The sequence below is a fragment of the Streptomyces sp. NPDC039736 genome, assembly GCF_055596485.1.
Genome location: NZ_JBVIUQ010000008.1, coordinates 365,449 through 379,572, shown reverse-complemented (window position 1 = coordinate 379,572; position 14,124 = coordinate 365,449). Strand labels below are relative to the sequence as shown.

The 14,124-nt window shown below is 72.8% G+C and carries 14 protein-coding genes; 8 read left to right on the top strand and 6 right to left on the bottom strand.

Features of this window, described 5'->3' with window-relative positions; all coding sequences use genetic code 11:
• Window positions 1-697: 697 nt before the first annotated feature.
• Window positions 698-1,153 (bottom strand): Lrp/AsnC family transcriptional regulator, encoded by a 456-nt coding sequence (locus tag ACZ56L_RS26005; protein ID WP_189827842.1) that lies wholly within the window; start codon window positions 1,151-1,153, stop codon window positions 698-700.
• An 18-nt stretch (window positions 1,154-1,171) separates the two neighbouring features.
• On the bottom strand, window positions 1,172-2,644 hold the full coding sequence (locus tag ACZ56L_RS26000) for an amino acid permease (RefSeq protein WP_380837883.1): 1,473 nt from the start codon (window positions 2,642-2,644) through the stop codon (window positions 1,172-1,174).
• A gap of 372 nt (window positions 2,645-3,016) precedes the next feature.
• Between ACZ56L_RS26000 and ACZ56L_RS25995 the strand changes: the two genes are divergently transcribed.
• The 8 genes from ACZ56L_RS25995 (at window position 3,017) to ACZ56L_RS25960 (ending at window position 9,244) form a co-directional block, all read left to right on the top strand.
• Entirely contained in the window at window positions 3,017-4,030 is a 1,014-nt protein-coding gene (locus ACZ56L_RS25995) for a GDSL-type esterase/lipase family protein (RefSeq protein ID WP_471066623.1), read from the top strand.
• 269 nt (window positions 4,031-4,299) lie between these two features.
• A complete protein-coding gene (locus ACZ56L_RS25990) occupies window positions 4,300-5,181 on the top strand; it encodes an STAS domain-containing protein (protein ID WP_471066621.1) in 882 nt (293 codons plus the stop codon).
• Window positions 5,178-5,594 (top strand): STAS domain-containing protein, encoded by a 417-nt coding sequence (locus ACZ56L_RS25985; protein ID WP_468688041.1) that lies wholly within the window; start codon window positions 5,178-5,180, stop codon window positions 5,592-5,594. The genes ACZ56L_RS25990 and ACZ56L_RS25985 overlap by 4 nt, the downstream gene beginning before the upstream one ends.
• A complete protein-coding gene (locus tag ACZ56L_RS25980) occupies window positions 5,578-6,045 on the top strand; it encodes an anti-sigma regulatory factor (RefSeq protein WP_468688043.1) in 468 nt (155 codons plus the stop codon). Before ACZ56L_RS25985 ends, ACZ56L_RS25980 begins: the two co-directional genes overlap by 17 nt.
• Window positions 6,045-7,166 carry an ATP-binding protein gene (locus ACZ56L_RS25975; RefSeq protein WP_471066619.1) on the top strand — a complete coding sequence of 374 codons (1,122 nt, stop codon included), beginning with the start codon at window positions 6,045-6,047 and terminating at the stop codon, window positions 7,164-7,166. The genes ACZ56L_RS25980 and ACZ56L_RS25975 overlap by 1 nt, the downstream gene beginning before the upstream one ends.
• Window positions 7,163-8,410, top strand: coding sequence for a PP2C family protein-serine/threonine phosphatase (locus tag ACZ56L_RS25970; RefSeq protein WP_345225007.1), 1,248 nt, complete (start codon window positions 7,163-7,165; stop codon window positions 8,408-8,410). Before ACZ56L_RS25975 ends, ACZ56L_RS25970 begins: the two co-directional genes overlap by 4 nt.
• Entirely contained in the window at window positions 8,407-8,793 is a 387-nt protein-coding gene (locus ACZ56L_RS25965) for an STAS domain-containing protein (protein ID WP_345225005.1), read from the top strand. Before ACZ56L_RS25970 ends, ACZ56L_RS25965 begins: the two co-directional genes overlap by 4 nt.
• A 67-nt stretch (window positions 8,794-8,860) precedes the next feature.
• Complete coding sequence (locus ACZ56L_RS25960; RefSeq protein ID WP_345225003.1) at window positions 8,861-9,244, top strand: ATP-binding protein; 384 nt, start codon at window positions 8,861-8,863, stop codon at window positions 9,242-9,244.
• 189 nt (window positions 9,245-9,433) lie between these two features.
• On the opposite strand, the gene ACZ56L_RS25955 is transcribed toward ACZ56L_RS25960, so the two are convergent.
• From ACZ56L_RS25955 to ACZ56L_RS25940, 4 genes are all read right to left on the bottom strand, one after another.
• Window positions 9,434-10,306 carry an RNA polymerase sigma factor SigF gene (locus ACZ56L_RS25955; RefSeq protein WP_380837877.1) on the bottom strand — a complete coding sequence of 291 codons (873 nt, stop codon included), beginning with the start codon at window positions 10,304-10,306 and terminating at the stop codon, window positions 9,434-9,436.
• Between the two features lie 195 nt (window positions 10,307-10,501).
• On the bottom strand, window positions 10,502-11,125 hold the full coding sequence (locus tag ACZ56L_RS25950; protein WP_401761014.1) for a response regulator: 624 nt from the start codon (window positions 11,123-11,125) through the stop codon (window positions 10,502-10,504).
• Between the two features lie 157 nt (window positions 11,126-11,282).
• Complete coding sequence (locus tag ACZ56L_RS25945; RefSeq protein WP_380837923.1) at window positions 11,283-12,668, bottom strand: GuaB1 family IMP dehydrogenase-related protein; 1,386 nt, start codon at window positions 12,666-12,668, stop codon at window positions 11,283-11,285.
• A 372-nt stretch (window positions 12,669-13,040) separates the two neighbouring features.
• The gene (locus tag ACZ56L_RS25940; protein WP_401761017.1) at window positions 13,041-14,054 is read right to left on the bottom strand and encodes a sugar-binding transcriptional regulator; all 1,014 of its coding nucleotides are present in this window, start codon (window positions 14,052-14,054) and stop codon (window positions 13,041-13,043) included.
• Between the last annotated feature and the right edge of the window lie 70 nt (window positions 14,055-14,124).

The following is a 14,124-nucleotide window of genomic DNA, read 5'->3' as shown; positions in this document are numbered from 1 at the left end:
CCCTCCAGGGGGGGCGGGGAACTGCGCGACCAGCCACGACGCTCCTGCACTGTTCTCGCCGGGGGGTGCGCCCCTTCAGGGGCGCGGGGAACTGCGCGAGCAACCACGACGCACCCGCAGTGAACCCTGGACAGCCGCGCGGCGAGCGCTTTAGGGAAAGGGGCGGGTCCGGGGCCCCCTGCTTGAGCGGCAGGGGCTGACGCATCCGGTGCCGGGGCTGAACTCCCGGCCCTCGCGGAGGACCTTGCCCGGCACAGGCCTCACGCAACGGGGCGGCACCCGGGCAGGCCGGGAGCGGTGGGCCGCCCCCTTGCCCGCCCTCCCCCAAGCTCTCGGCTTCGCTCGAGCAGGGGGTACCCCCCTCGCCCCCTTGGGGCGGCCCGTCGCCCAAGGGGACGGGGGCGGAGGGGGGCTGCGACGCGCAGGGGACGGAGGCGACGGGGAGGGCGGGATCGTCGCCGAACGGAGCTGGGGCGAAGCCCGAAGAAGCTTGAACGACATCTGAAGGCGCGGGGGGCGACGCCCGAAGAAGGCCGGGGCGAAGCCCGAAAGGGGTTGAACGACGTCCGAAGGCGCGGAGGGCGGAGCCCCAAGGGCGTCGGGGCGGGGCCCGGAGAAGGCGGGCCTGAGAGGAAGGGTGGGGTTGTCGGGGGCCGCAGCAGGCCCCCGGGGGGAGGCCCGGTGTCGGAGGGGGGAGCTACGCCGGGGACCCCGAGGAGTAACGCCTCAGCAACGGCGACAGCACCAGCACCGACTTCGTCCGCTCCACGAACGGCTCCCCCGCGATCCTCTCCAGCACCCTCTCGAAGTGCCGCATGTCCGAAGCGAAGACCTGAACGATCGCGTCCGCCTCCCCCGTGACGGTGGACGCGGACGCGATCTCCGGGTACCGCTCCAGCCCGCGGTTGATCGCCTCGGGCGAGGTGTTGCGACGGCAGTAGATCTCGATGAACCCCTCGGTCTCCCACCCCAGCGCCGCCGGGTCCACCCGGACCGTGAAGCCCGTGATGGCCCCTTCGGCGCGCAGCCGGTCGACCCTCCGCTTCACTGCGGGAGCGGAGAGCCCGACCAGGGAGCCGATGTCGGCGTACGAACGGCGGGCGTCCGCCGCCAGGGCGTGGACGATTCGCTCGTCGAGATCGTTGAGTCGCACTGCGGGTCGTTCACTTTTCTACGCGTCTGCGGAAACCTTCTCCGGCGCGCCCTTCGCCAGCTGCGAGTGACGAATGCCGTACCCGAAGTAGAACACGAGACCGACGGCCATCCAGATTCCGAAGTACACCCAGGTGGCTGTACCGAGCCCGAACATGTTGTAGACGCAGAAGGCGAAGCCCAGGATCGGGAAGACCGGGCCGAGCGGCACCTTGAAGGTCCGGTTCATGTCCGGGCGGGTCCTGCGCAGGATGACCACGGCGATGTTGACCAGGCCGAACGCGAAGAGCGTGCCGATGCTGGTGGCGTCCACGAGATTGCCGAGCGGAATCGCCGCCGCCAGAATCCCGCAGAAGAGGGACACGATGATCGTGTTGACGCGCGGCGTGCCGGTCTTCGGGCTGACCCGGGCGAAGACCTTGGGGACCAGGCCGTCGCGGGACATCGCGAAGAGCACGCGGGTCTGGCCGTACAGGACCGTCAGGACGACGCTCGCGATGGCGATGACCGCGCCGGCGGCGAGCAGGGTGCCCCAGAAGGCCTGCCCCGTGACGTCCTTCATGATCCCGGCGAGCGCGGCCTCCGAGCCCTCGAAGCCCTTCCAGTTGCGGGCGCCGACGGCGACGGCCGCCACCAGGACGTACAGCACGGTGACGATGAGCAGCGAGAGCATGATCGCGCGCGGCAGGTCGCGCTGCGGGTTCTTCGCCTCCTCACCGGCGGTGGAGGCGGCGTCGAAGCCGATGTAGGAGAAGAAGAGCGAGGCTCCGGCGGCGCTGACGCCGGCCATGCCCAGCGGCATGAAGTCGGCGTAGTTGCCGGACTTGAAACCGAGGAAGCCGATCACGCAGAAGAGCAGCAGCGCGCCGATCTTGACCGCGACCATGATCGTGTTGGCGCGGGCCGACTCCTTGGCCCCGCCGAGCAGGAAGGCCATCGCGAGGAGCACGACGACCAGCGCGGGGAGGTTGAAGATGCCGCCGTCGCCGGGCGGGGCGGACAGGGCGTCGGGGATGGTGAAGCCGAACGTCCCGTCGAGGAACTCGTTGACGTACTCGCCCCAGCCGACGGCCACCGCCGCCACCGAGACGCCGTACTCCAGGACCAGGCACCAGCCGCAGATCCAGGCGATGAATTCACCCATCGTTGCGTACGCATACGAGTAGGAGGATCCGGAGACCGGGATGCTGCCCGCGAGCTCGGCGTAGGACAGGGCCGAGAAGAGCGCCGTGAGTCCGGCGATCACGAAGGAGATCGTGACGGCGGGACCGGCCTTGGGGACGGCCGTTCCGAGCACCACGAAGATGCCGGTGCCGAGCGTGGCACCGATGCTGATCATCGTCAGCTGCCACATCGAGAGCGTGCGCCGGAGCGTGCCGCCCTCGCCCTGGCCACCCTCGCTGACCAGCCGCTCGACCGGCTTGCGCCGCCACAACGGGTTGCCGGGGGACGCCGGGGGGACGGCGGATGGCGCTGCGCCTTGGTCCAACACGGGGGTGGCTCCTTCTGCTGCCTCATCGGGCGGCGGGCGACCGCGGCGGCCCCCGCACAGGCACGGCGGAACAGCCGAGAGCCCGGGAACCGCCGAGCAGGCGGTCCCCGCCACTCCACGTACAGCGGTGAAGCCTATGAGGTGTCAGTTCCCGGTCGTAATGCAGCAACCTTGCGCATACGCGGTCGATCATTGCGCGCATCGACGCGCCGCGGCGGTTCGTTGCGCCCCCTTTTTCGATTTCCCTTATGTCCGGTACGCGGAAGGCGTGGGGCCGGTGCGGGACGGGGGCGCGGCCGGTGCGGGACGACGCACTCGTGTTCGAGCCCCCGGGTGGGGCAGGGTGTCGGGGACGGACCGAGGGAGGCCCCGATGACCTGGCTGGACGCCGGACCCTTTCTGCGCGGGGTGGCCTGGCGCGACGAGGACGGCCTGCCGCTGCGGGCCGACCCGGCCGACCTGGACCGGCTGCCGTGGGACGTGCTGGAGCGGGCCCGGGTGCCGGTCGGCGTCACGCTGGACTTCCTCGCGTACGGGACGACGAGCGTGGAGGTGCGTTTCCGGGCCGAGCCGGGAGAGGTCCCGCACGCCTTCGGGCTCTGGGCGGGCGGCGTACAGCTCACCGAGGTGCTGGCCGACCCGGCCGAGGAGGAGTCGGTCGTACGCATCGGCCTCCCGCCCGCCACCGGCCGCCCCGCACCCCTCCCCGCCGGACCGTTCACCCTCTACCCGCCCGAGACCCGGTCGCCCCGCCTGCTCGCGGTACGCGCCCTGGGCGGCCGGATCGCCCCGGCCCCCGCCCGCCCCCGCTGGGTGGTGCACGGCGACTCCATCACCGAGGGCTGGTGGTCCACCCGCCCCGCCCATGCCTGGCCGGCCGCCGCGGGCCGCCTGCTCGGCCTGGAGCCGGTCAACCTCGGGCACGCGGGCGCGGGACGGGCCGAGCTCGCGGTGGCGCAGCAGCTCGCCGGGCTCCCGGCGGACGCCCTGACGCTGGCGTTCGGCACCAACTGCTGGGGGCGCGCCCCCTTCGACGTACCGCTGCTGCGCGAGACGACGCGCTCCTTCCTGGCCCTCGTGCGCCGGGGCCATCCGGACACCCCGCTCCTGGTGGTCTCCCCCGTGCTGCGCCCCGCCGCCGAGGACGCCCCGAACGCGGCAGGCGCCACCCTGGGCGCGCTGCGCGCGGCACTGGAGGAGGCCGTACGGGAGGAGGCGGCGGCCGGGGACGACCGGCTGGCCCTGCTGCCCGGACGCGGACTGCTGGGACCGGAGCACCTGGCCGACGGCCTGCACCCCGATGACACGGGGCACGCGCTGATCGCGACGGCGGTGGCGGAAGCCCTGGCGAAACTGCTGGGGGGCGCCGGGCGGGCGCCGGCGTGAGCCGGATCTCGTTCGCCGCCGTCGGGCGTCGGCGTGAGCCGGATCTCCTTCGCCCGCCGAAGTCCGCCGACAGCCCGCCGGAAGCCCGTCGATTCGGGGCGGCGGCGATGCGCATGTTCCGCGGCGGGCGGGGTAACCGGGGCCCCGTGGGCTGCGTGGTGCGGGCCGTTCGGCCGGTGCGACTACCATCGTTCGGCTGAAAGCCCGGGCGACCGGCAGCTCCGGCAGGCTGCCGCCCGGCAAGCGATGCCAACGGCGAGAGGTGAGGGTTGAGTACCAGCGAGACCACCGTGCGGGACCGTCTTCTGGACGCCCTGCGCGAACGGGAGCAGGAGATCGCGGATCGCTGGGTCCGGCTCCAGCTGGAGCAGTCGACCCTGGGCGTCGCCCTGGGCGAGTACGAACTGCGCGAGGAGGCGGATCTGCTGATCGCCGCCCTCGGCGCGGGCCTCGCCAGCGACGTGCCGGTGCGACAGCTCGTGGCCTCCCAGCACGAACTGCGCAGAACGGTCATAGAGCTGTCGCTGCGCCGGGCCCGCGCGGGCGCGACGCCCACGGCGACGTCGCTCGCGGTGCTGTCCCTGAAGGAGGCGCTGCTGGAGGCGGTGCAGCACACCACCGCGGACTCCCGCGAGCTGTTCGACGCGGCGGTCCTGGTGAACCGGTTGCTGGACGCGGCGGGCGCGCTCTCCTTCGAGACGTACGTCGAGGGCCGCGAGGAGATCATCCAGCGCCAGTCGAACCAGTTGATGGAGCTGTCCACCCCGGTCGTGCGTCTGTGGCACCACGTCCTCGCGGTGCCGTTGATCGGCACCCTGGACACGGCCCGCACCCAGGTCGTGATGGAGAACCTCCTGCAGGCCATCCAGGACAACGAGGCGCGGGTCGCCATCATCGACATCACCGGCGTCCCGGCCGTGGACACCGCCGTCGCCCAGCACCTGATGCACACGGTGAACGCGGTGCGGCTGATGGGCGCGGACTGCGTCATCTCCGGCATCCGGCCGCCGATCGCGCAGACCATCGCCCAGCTCGGCATCGACCTCTCCACCATCCTGACCCACTCGACGCTCGCCGACGCCCTGACCGCCGCGGTACGCCTCACCGACCAGCCGTCGGTCCCGACGCCGCACGCACCGGCGGGGCCGTGAGCACCCCCTACCCCCGGGACGGCGGGGTGCCGATCCTGCGGCTCGGCGACGTGCTGGTGACCGGTCTGCTGAACGAGCTGGACGACAAGTCGGCGATGGCGTTCACCGACGAGCTGACCGAGCGGATCGTCAGCGACGCGGCGCGCGGCGTGCTGATCGACATCTCCCGGCTGGAGCTCGTCGACTCCTTCGTGGCCCGCATGCTGATGGAACTCACCACCATGTCACGGCTGCTGGGCGCCCGGGTGATCGTGGCGGGCATGCGGCCCGCCGTGGCGATCACCCTGGTCGAACTCGGACTGCAACTGACCGGCGTGGAGACGGCCCTCAACGCGGAAGCGGGTCTCGTCGCGCTGGGCTGGCAGCGCATGCCCCAGCCGCCTGGGGAGGCCCCTCGTGACTCTCTACGATGAACAGCTCAGCAGAGCCGCGCACCCCGAGCGGGACGGCGGAGGCAGCGACGGCGGCGCGCAGACGTACCAGGTCGTCACCGAGGAAGACCTCCTGACGGTCCGTCATGCGGTACGGGCGGCCACCGTCGAGGTGGGCTTCGGCCTGGTCGACCAGACCCGCATCGTCACCGCCGCCAGCGAACTGGCCCGCAACGCCTACATCCACGGCGGCGGCGGCAGTCTCACCGTGGAGCAGGTGCGCGAGGGCGGCCGCACCGGCCTGCGGCTGGTCATGCGCGACGACGGCCCGGGCATCCCGGACCTGGAGGCGGCGCTGACCGACGGCTACACCACCGGCGCCGGCCTGGGCCACGGCCTGGGCGGGGCCCGGCGCCTGATGCACGAGTTCGCCGTGCACAGCCACGCCGGCGAGGGCACCACGGTCGTCGCCACCCGCTGGAACGGACGCTGATGCAGGGCGAGGCGGCGACACCCGCCGGCCCGGCTCCCGGGGGGACCGGGTCCGGCGGCAGGTTCGGCGCGGCCGTCGCCACCCGCGTCCGGATCGACCACTACAGCGCCGTCCACCTGGCCGCCGCCACGGCCCGCCGCGCCGCCGAGGACAGCGGGCTGCCGGGGTCACTGCCCGAGCGGGCCGCGGTCCTCGCCAGCGAACTGGCCAGCAACATCGCCAAGCACGCCCAGGACGGCTCGGTGTTCGTGCAGCCCCTGCCGCTGTGCCCCGGCGTGGAGATACTCGCCACCGACCGCGGCCCCGGCATCCCCGACCTGGAGGCCGCCCTCACGGACGGCTGGACCACCACGAACACGCTGGGCTCGGGCCTCGGCGCGGTCCGCCGCATCGCCTCCGAATTCTCCCTGCGCACGAGGCCGGGCGGGGGCACCCTGGTCTGCGCCCGCGTCTTCGCCCCCGGAGCCCCGCCTCCCCCCGGCCCCGAACTGGCGGCCCTGTGCCTGCCGGTGGAGGGCGAGCACAGCTGCGGCGACGGCTGGGCGGTCGCCGACGCCGGGGCGGGGCGGCGCACCGTCGTGGTCGTGGACGGCCTCGGGCACGGCGAGGCCGCCGAGGAGGCCGCCGACACCGCCCTGCGCGCGTTCCGCCGCGCCCCCGAACCGCCGCTGCCCGAGCTGCTGTCCGCCCTGCACCGGGCGCTGCGGCACACCCGGGGCGCGGCCGTGGGGCTGCTGCGGCTGCGGCCCGACGGGGACGCCGACCACTGCTCGGTGGGCAATGTGCGGGCCCAGACGGTCGGCTTCGACGGCGTGCGCTCACGGACGACCGGCCAGCCGGGCGTGGTCGGCTGGAACATGCCGCGGCCCCGGGTGCGGCGGATCCCGGTGCCGCCGGGCTCGACGCTGGTCCTGCACAGCGACGGCATCGACCCCCGCTGGACGCACGACCCCTCCCCGTTCCTGCTGCGCCTGCCGCCGCCCCTGCTGGTGGCCTCGCTCGCCCACGGTTTCCGGCGCGGCCGCGACGACGCCACCGTGCTCGCGACCGGCGCGCAGGCCCCGGCCGGCGCCCCGATCCCGCAGGGCGGGCCCGCGCCCGCTCCGAAGAGAGACGCATGATCCCCCACAGCACCACCCACCACTCCCTGCCCGGGCTGCGCACCACCCTGCGCCGCCTCGCCCACCAGTTGGACCTGCCGGTCGAGCAGCGCGCCCGGCTGGCGCTGGCGGTGACACAGGTGGCCGCGGAGGAGCTGGGCGCGGGCCGCTCGGTCACGCTGCACGCCACCCGGGAGGCCGGCCCGCAGGACGACGAGGCGGTGCTGACCGTACGGCTGCGCACGCCGCTGGCGCCGCGCCCGCCGTCGCCGAAGGAGCTGCGGGACCTGCCGCTGCCCGCCGAGCGGATGGCGGACGCGGCGGCCGTGTGGCGGCTGCCGCACCCCCGGGCCACGATTCCGGCGCAGGGCGGCGGGACGCCGGGGACGACGGAACTCCTGGAGGAGGAGCTGCGGGCCGCGGTCGCCCGGGCCGACGCGCTCGCCGAGGACCACAAGCGCCTCAAGCACGAACTGGCCGAGACCAACAGCGGCGTACTGGCCCTCTACGTGCAACTGGAGGAACGGGACGAGCAGTTGCGGCGCGCGCATGGCCAGATGCTGCGCGAGCTGGAGGACGCCCTGCGGCCCTCGCCGGTACGGGTGCCCGGCCTGGAGATGGCGGTGCACTACGAACCGGCGGGCACCGACGCGCCGACCGGCGGCGACCTCTACGACTGGTTCCTGCTCCCCGACGGCCGCGTCCACATCACCCTCGTCGACGCCCTCGGCCACGGCGTCACCAGCACCCGCAGCGCCCTCAACGTCACCCACGCGGTGCGCACCCTGGCACTGGAGGGCCACCCGCTGGAGTCGATCGTGGCCCGCACGGACGAGATCCTGCTGCCCTTCGACCGCGACCTGATGGCGACCGTCCTGCTGGCCAGGATCGACCCGCGGGGCGGCGCCTTCTCCCTCGCCAACGGCAGTCACCCGCCCGCCCTGGTGGTGCGCGCGGACGGCCGCGCCGAGTACCTGGAGGTACGCGGCCGGGGCATCGGCTACCCCCTGCCCGGCAGTGAGCAGCTCCTGTACGAGGAGCTGGCCCCCGGCGACCTCCTGGTCCTCTACACCGACGGCCTGACCGAGAGCCGCCGCGACCCCCGCGAGGGCGAGCAGCGACTCCTGGAGGCCGCCCGCGCCCACCGCCACCTGCCCATAGAGAAGATCCCCGGCGCGATCGCCGCCGACATGCACACGGTGATCCTGCACCCGGACGACACCGTGGCCCTGACCGTCCGCAGAACCCGCGAGGACAGCGCATGAACCCTGACCTTCCCCCCGCCCGCGAACTGACCGTCGACGTGCGGACCGTCACGGTCCGGGGCCGCGACGCCGGCGTGGTGCTGGCCGTCGCGGGCGACCTGGACTTCGACAACTCCCCCCGGCTGCGCACGGCGCTGAACGGGCTCTCGCCGGCCCCCGGCGACCTGCTGGTGATGGACCTCTCCGAAGTGACCTTCTTCGATTCCAGCGGGGTGACGATGCTGGTCATCGCGCGGAAGGTGGCGCAGGCCGCGAGCGCGGAGATCGTCGTCACGGGGATCACGCCGATGGTGGCGAAGATATTCCGCATCACCGGTCTGGACGAGGTCTTCCGCACCTACGCCGACCCCGAGGCGGCCTTCGCCGAGAGCGTGCACAACTGAACGGGCACGGGGGCGATGAGTGGGTGATGTCGGGGTATGCGAGCGGTTGATGACTGAGGAGCCGCCCGTGGTTGTCCTGGATTCACCGCAAGGAGCGCAGGGAGACAGTGCCACCGCCCGAGACGCCGCCGCCGTGTATCTCGCCCAGCACTGCCCCTGGGCCGATCTCGACGCGGTCCTGCTGGTGGTGAGCGAACTGGTCACCAACGCCGTACGGCACACGTCCGGCTGGTGGCGGCTGCGGCTGCGCGTCGGCAAGGAACAGCTCGTGATCGACATGGAGGACTCCAGCCGGGAGCCGCCGGTCCCCCGGGAGCCGGACTTCGCGGGCGGAGGCGGCTTCGGCTGGCACATGGTGCAGCGCCTGGCCGGTCAGGTGGAGGTGCGTCCCCTGCCGGACGGCAAGCAGGTGCGGGCCACCTGGCTCCGCCCGGCGGACGCGGTCTGCTGAGGCGCGGGACGGGCGGCCCCGGAACCGTACGCACACACCCGGTGCGCACGCACCGAGCCGGTCAGGAACCGGCGCTGACGCGGACGTCGACGGCGGCCACGTCAGCGGAAGCGGACGGAGAGTGGACGTGAAAAAGGGCCCGGATCCCGCAAGCGAGCGGATCCGGGCCCTTTCGATGCTTCTCCGCACTCACTCCTGGACAAGCAGTCCTTCGCGCAGCCGCTTGGTGATGCGCGTCAGCAGCCGGGACACCTGCATCTGGGACACGCCCAGCTCGGCCCCGATCTGCGACTGGGTCATCTCCGCGCCGTACCGCATGCTCAGGATGCGCCTGTCGCGCTCGTCCAGCTCGTCGATGAGGGGCTTGAGCGCCTGGACGTTCTCGACGATCTCCATGTCGGCGTCGGTGTCGCCGAGGCGGTCGGCGAGGGTCTGCGCACCGGAGTCCGCGCCGTCGTCGAGCGGGATGTCGATGGAGCCCGCCGTGTAACCGTTGGAGGCGACGAGACCCTCGACGATCTCGTCCTCCTCCATGTCGAGGTAGGCGGCGAGTTCGCTGGTCGTCGGGGCCCGGTCGAGCTGCTGGAACAGCACGTCGGACGCCTTCGCGAGGTCTATCCGCAGCTCCTGGAGGCGACGCGGCACGTGCACGGACCAGCTGGTGTCGCGGAAGAACCGCTTGATCTCGCCGACGATGCACGGCATGGCGAAGGTGGCGAACTCGACCTCACGGGTCAGCTCGAACCGGTCGATCGCCTTGATCAGGCCGATCGTGCCGACCTGGACGATGTCCTCCATCTGGTCGGCGCGGTTGCGGAAGCGGGTCGCCGCGTACTTGACCAGGGCCAGGTTGAGCTCGATCAGGGTGTTGCGCGCGTACTGGTACTCGTGCGTGCCCTCTTCGAGGACTGCGAGCCGGGCGAAGAAAAGCCTGGACAGCTCACGGGCGTCCTTCGGGGCTACCTCCGACGGGTTCGCCACGTACGGAAGTTCCCTCTCCGCGGGCGCGGTCTCGGTCACTCCTCGCGTGGTTCCCGTCGGGACTGCGGTCGCCATGGACACGGTGTCCTCCCCTTCATCGGTATATCAGCGCAGGGCGCGTGTACCCGGACAGCCGCGGGCCATGCGTGGTCACGCACCGCTAATTTATTCAACACCACCCTCGCATCGCGGATTTACCACCCCCTCCCCGTATCAAGCCTCCCCAAACCGCCCACAGCGGTCCTTCCTCCAGCTTGCCACGGGCGGCGGCCCGGGTCACTCCTCCCGGACGAGGCCCGCCTCGTACGCGAGGATCGCCGCCTGGACCCGGTTCCGGAGGCCGAGCCGGGCGAGGATCCGGCTGACGTACGCCTTCACCGTGCCCTCGACGACGTGCAGCCGACGGGCGATCTCCGCGTTGGAGAGCCCGGCTCCGACGAGGGCGAGCACTTCCCGCTCCCGCGCGGTGAGTTCGCCGACGCGGGCCCGGGCCGCGCTCCGCCTGCCGAGCTGCCCGGAACCGAAGTGGGTGAGGACCCGGCGGGCGACCGTGGGCGAGAGGTACGCGCCGCCCTCGGCGGCGGCCCGCACCCCGGCGACCAGTTCGCGCGGGTCCCCGGACTTGAGGACGAATCCGGCGGCTCCCGAGCCCAGCGCGCTCGCGATGTACTCGTCCTCGGAGAACGTCGTCAGCATGACGACGGCCGCCTCCGGCAGGACCCGCCGCAGTTCCTCGGCCGCCCTGAGCCCGTCGACCCGGGGCATCCGGACGTCGAGGAGGCACACGTCGGGCCGGTGCTTGAGGCCGAGCTCGACGGCCTCGTGCCCGTCACCCGCCTCGGCGACGATCTCCATGTCGTCCGCCGACGAAAGGATGGCCCGCACCCCGGCCCGGATCATCGCCTCGTCGTCGGCCAGCAGCACCCGGATCAATGCGGCTCCCCCTCCTGTCGTCGTCCGTGTCCGCGTCGCACCGGGACGCTGTCCCCGCCCGCCGGACGCCACGGACCCGCCTCCCCGGACACGGGAAGGCGGGCCCGTACACGGACGACGCGCACTAGCTCCAGCTTGCGTGCAGCGGCTTGCCCTCGGCGTAACCGGCGGCGCTCTGCACACCGACGATGGCCTTCTCGGCGAACTCCTCCAGGGAGGCGGCCCCGGCGTAGGTGCAGGAGGACCGCACCCCGGCCACGATCGAGTCGATCAGGTCCTCGACACCCGGGCGGGCCGGGTCCAGGAACATCCGCGACGTCGAGATGCCTTCCTCGAAGATCGCCTTGCGGGCCCGGTCGTACGCCGACTCCTCGCTCGTGCGGTTCTTGACCGCGCGGGCGGAGGCCATGCCGAAGGACTCCTTGTACCAGCGGCCGTCGGCGCTCTGCTGGAGGTCGCCGGGACTCTCGTAGGTCCCCGCGAACCAGGAGCCGATCATGACGTTGGACGCACCGGCGGCGAGCGCCATCGCCACGTCGCGCGGGTGCCGCACGCCGCCGTCGGCCCAGACGTGCTTGCCGTGCTTCCTGGCCTCGGCCGCGCACTCCATGACGGCGGAGAACTGCGGCCGGCCGACGCCGGTCATCATGCGGGTGGTGCACATGGCACCGGGGCCCACGCCGACCTTGATGATGTCGGCGCCTGCCTCGATCAGGTCCTTCACGCCCTCCGCGGCGACGATGTTGCCCGCCACGATCGGCACCTGCGGGTCGAGGGCGCGCACGGCCCTGACCGCGGCGATCATCGACTCCTGGTGGCCGTGCGCGGTGTCGACGACCAGGGTGTCGACGCCGGCGTCCAGGAGCTGCTTGGCCTTGCCCGCGACGTCGCCGTTGATGCCGACGGCGGCGGCGATGCGCAGCTTGCCGTCGGCGTCGACGGCCGGGGTGTAGAGGGTGGCGCGGAGCGCGCCCTTGCGCGTCAGGATGCCCGCGAGGCGGCCGTCCCGGTGCACGGCCGGGGCGTAGCGGCGGTTGGCGCCGTCCAGCTTGTTGAAGGCCTCGCGCGGGTCGATGTCGGCGTCCAGGAGCACCAGGTCCTTGGACATGACCTCGGAGAGCTGCGTGAAGCGGTCGACCCCGGCGAGGTCCTGGTCGGTGACGACACCGACCGGCCGCTGCTCGTCGTCCACGACGACACCGGCGTTGTGCGCCCGCTTGGGCAGCAGGGACAGCGCGTCGGCGACGGTCTGGGTCGGGGCCAGCACGATCGGCGTGTCGAGGACGAGGTGGCGGGTCTTGACCCAGGCCACGACCTCGGTGACGACCTCGATCGGGATGTCCTGCGGGATGACGACGAGGCCGCCGCGGCGGGCCAGCGTCTCCGCCATGCGCCGGCCGGCGATGGCGGTCATGTTGGCGACGACCAGCGGGATCGTGGTGCCGGTGCCGTCGGGGGCGGAGAGGTCCACTCCCTGGCGGGAACCGACCGCGGAGCGGCTCGGCACCATGAAGACGTCGTCGTACGTGAGGTCGTACGGCGGCTTGAGATCGTTGAGGAAACGCACGCGCGGAACATCCAGTCGTTCGGTGTTGGCCCCGGGGCATTTCAGCCCGGGGGAAAACGCACGTACTTGATTGTCCCACGAGTGCCCGGTTCCGCGCCCCGGGGTGATCCTCCAGGTGCCGCGCCCCTGCTCTGGCCGATGCTCCAAGGGCTGAGGCCTCCGCCGGGCCCGGCCGGCAGGCAGACCGGCCGCCGCTTCCGGGGCGCTGCCCGGCCCCCGGCGCCCCGGGGGTACGAGAAAGGGGGCGGCCGGCAGCTCGCCGGTCGCCCCCTTCCTCGTACGGCGGAAACCGCGTGCGGCCGCGCCCGGTGCCGCTCAGTCGTCCGGGTCCGCGCGGTCCAGCGCCGGGCGCGGCGGCGGGCCGCCCGCGCTCAGCAGGTAGTCGGCCGCCGCGGTGTCGGTGACCAGGCTCGTCACGAGCCCGGAGCGCAGCACCGCGTCGATGGCCGCGGCCTTGCGCAGCCCGCCCGCGATGGCGACGACCTCGGGTATGCGGCGGAGCCGGTCCGCCTCGACGGTGATGCAGCGCTCGCCGAGGTCCCGGCCGACCCGGCGGCCCTGGGCGTCGAAGAGGTGCGCGGAGGTCTCGGCGGCGACGCCCAGGGAGGCGTAGTGCGCGCGCTCCTCGTCGGTGAGCATGTCGTGCACGGTGGAGATGCCCCGCTCCCACGACCCGATGGACACGCACGCCACCGTCACCTTGTCGAAGTAGTCGAAGGCGCGGGCGATGCCCGTCTGGTTGCGCAGGGCGGCGGCCGTCGCCGGGTCGGGGAGCAGCATCGGCGCGTAGATGGGGTGGGCCTCGCCGCCGGAGACCTGGGCGGCCCGCCGGACCGCCTCGACCGAGCCGCGCTCGGCGGTCCCGGCGTCGTACACGCCGGTGAGCTGGACGACCGTGCACGGCGGCAGGTGGTGGAGGGCGGCGGCCATGTGGATGGTGGAGCGCCCCCAGGCGAGCCCGAGCACGTCGCCCTCGTTCACCAGCTCGCCCAGCAGGTCGGCGGCGACCTCGCCCAGGTTCTCCGGATCGGGGGCGTCGTCGGCCGCGTCCGCCGGGGACTCGACGACGACCGCGTGCCGCAGGCCGTACCGGGCGCGCAGGGCGTCGGAACGCTCCGCGTCCAGTTCGGCCGGGACACGGATCTCGATCCGTACGAGATCGCGTTCCAGGGCGGTCTCCAGCACCCGGGCCACCTTGAAACGGCTGACGCCGAACTCCTCGGCGATCTGGATCTTGGACTTGCCCTCCAGGTAGAAGCGGCGGGCCATGGCCGCCGCCTGCACCAGTTCAGCGGGTCCCATCCGCATGGCCGACCGGCCCGCTGACATCGCAGACACCGCGATCTCCTTAACCTTGGTTCACTTTCACACAATGGTTCGTCGTTCATCCTGTCAGATG

Excerpts from the sequence above, each read along its gene's own strand:
- ACZ56L_RS25995 (WP_471066623.1), top strand. The coding sequence starts at position 3,017 with ATGACCTGGCTGGACGCCGGACCCTTTCTGCGCGGGGTGGCCTGGCGC.
- ACZ56L_RS25975 (WP_471066619.1), top strand. The coding sequence starts at position 6,045 with ATGCAGGGCGAGGCGGCGACACCCGCCGGCCCGGCTCCCGGGGGGACC.
- ACZ56L_RS25970 (WP_345225007.1), top strand. The coding sequence starts at position 7,163 with ATGATCCCCCACAGCACCACCCACCACTCCCTGCCCGGGCTGCGCACC.
- ACZ56L_RS25965 (WP_345225005.1), top strand. The coding sequence starts at position 8,407 with ATGAACCCTGACCTTCCCCCCGCCCGCGAACTGACCGTCGACGTGCGG.
- ACZ56L_RS25950 (WP_401761014.1), bottom strand. The coding sequence starts at position 11,125 with ATGATCCGGGCCGGGGTGCGGGCCATCCTTTCGTCGGCGGACGACATG.
- ACZ56L_RS25945 (WP_380837923.1), bottom strand. The coding sequence starts at position 12,668 with ATGGTGCCGAGCCGCTCCGCGGTCGGTTCCCGCCAGGGAGTGGACCTC.
- ACZ56L_RS25940 (WP_401761017.1), bottom strand. The coding sequence starts at position 14,054 with ATGTCAGCGGGCCGGTCGGCCATGCGGATGGGACCCGCTGAACTGGTG.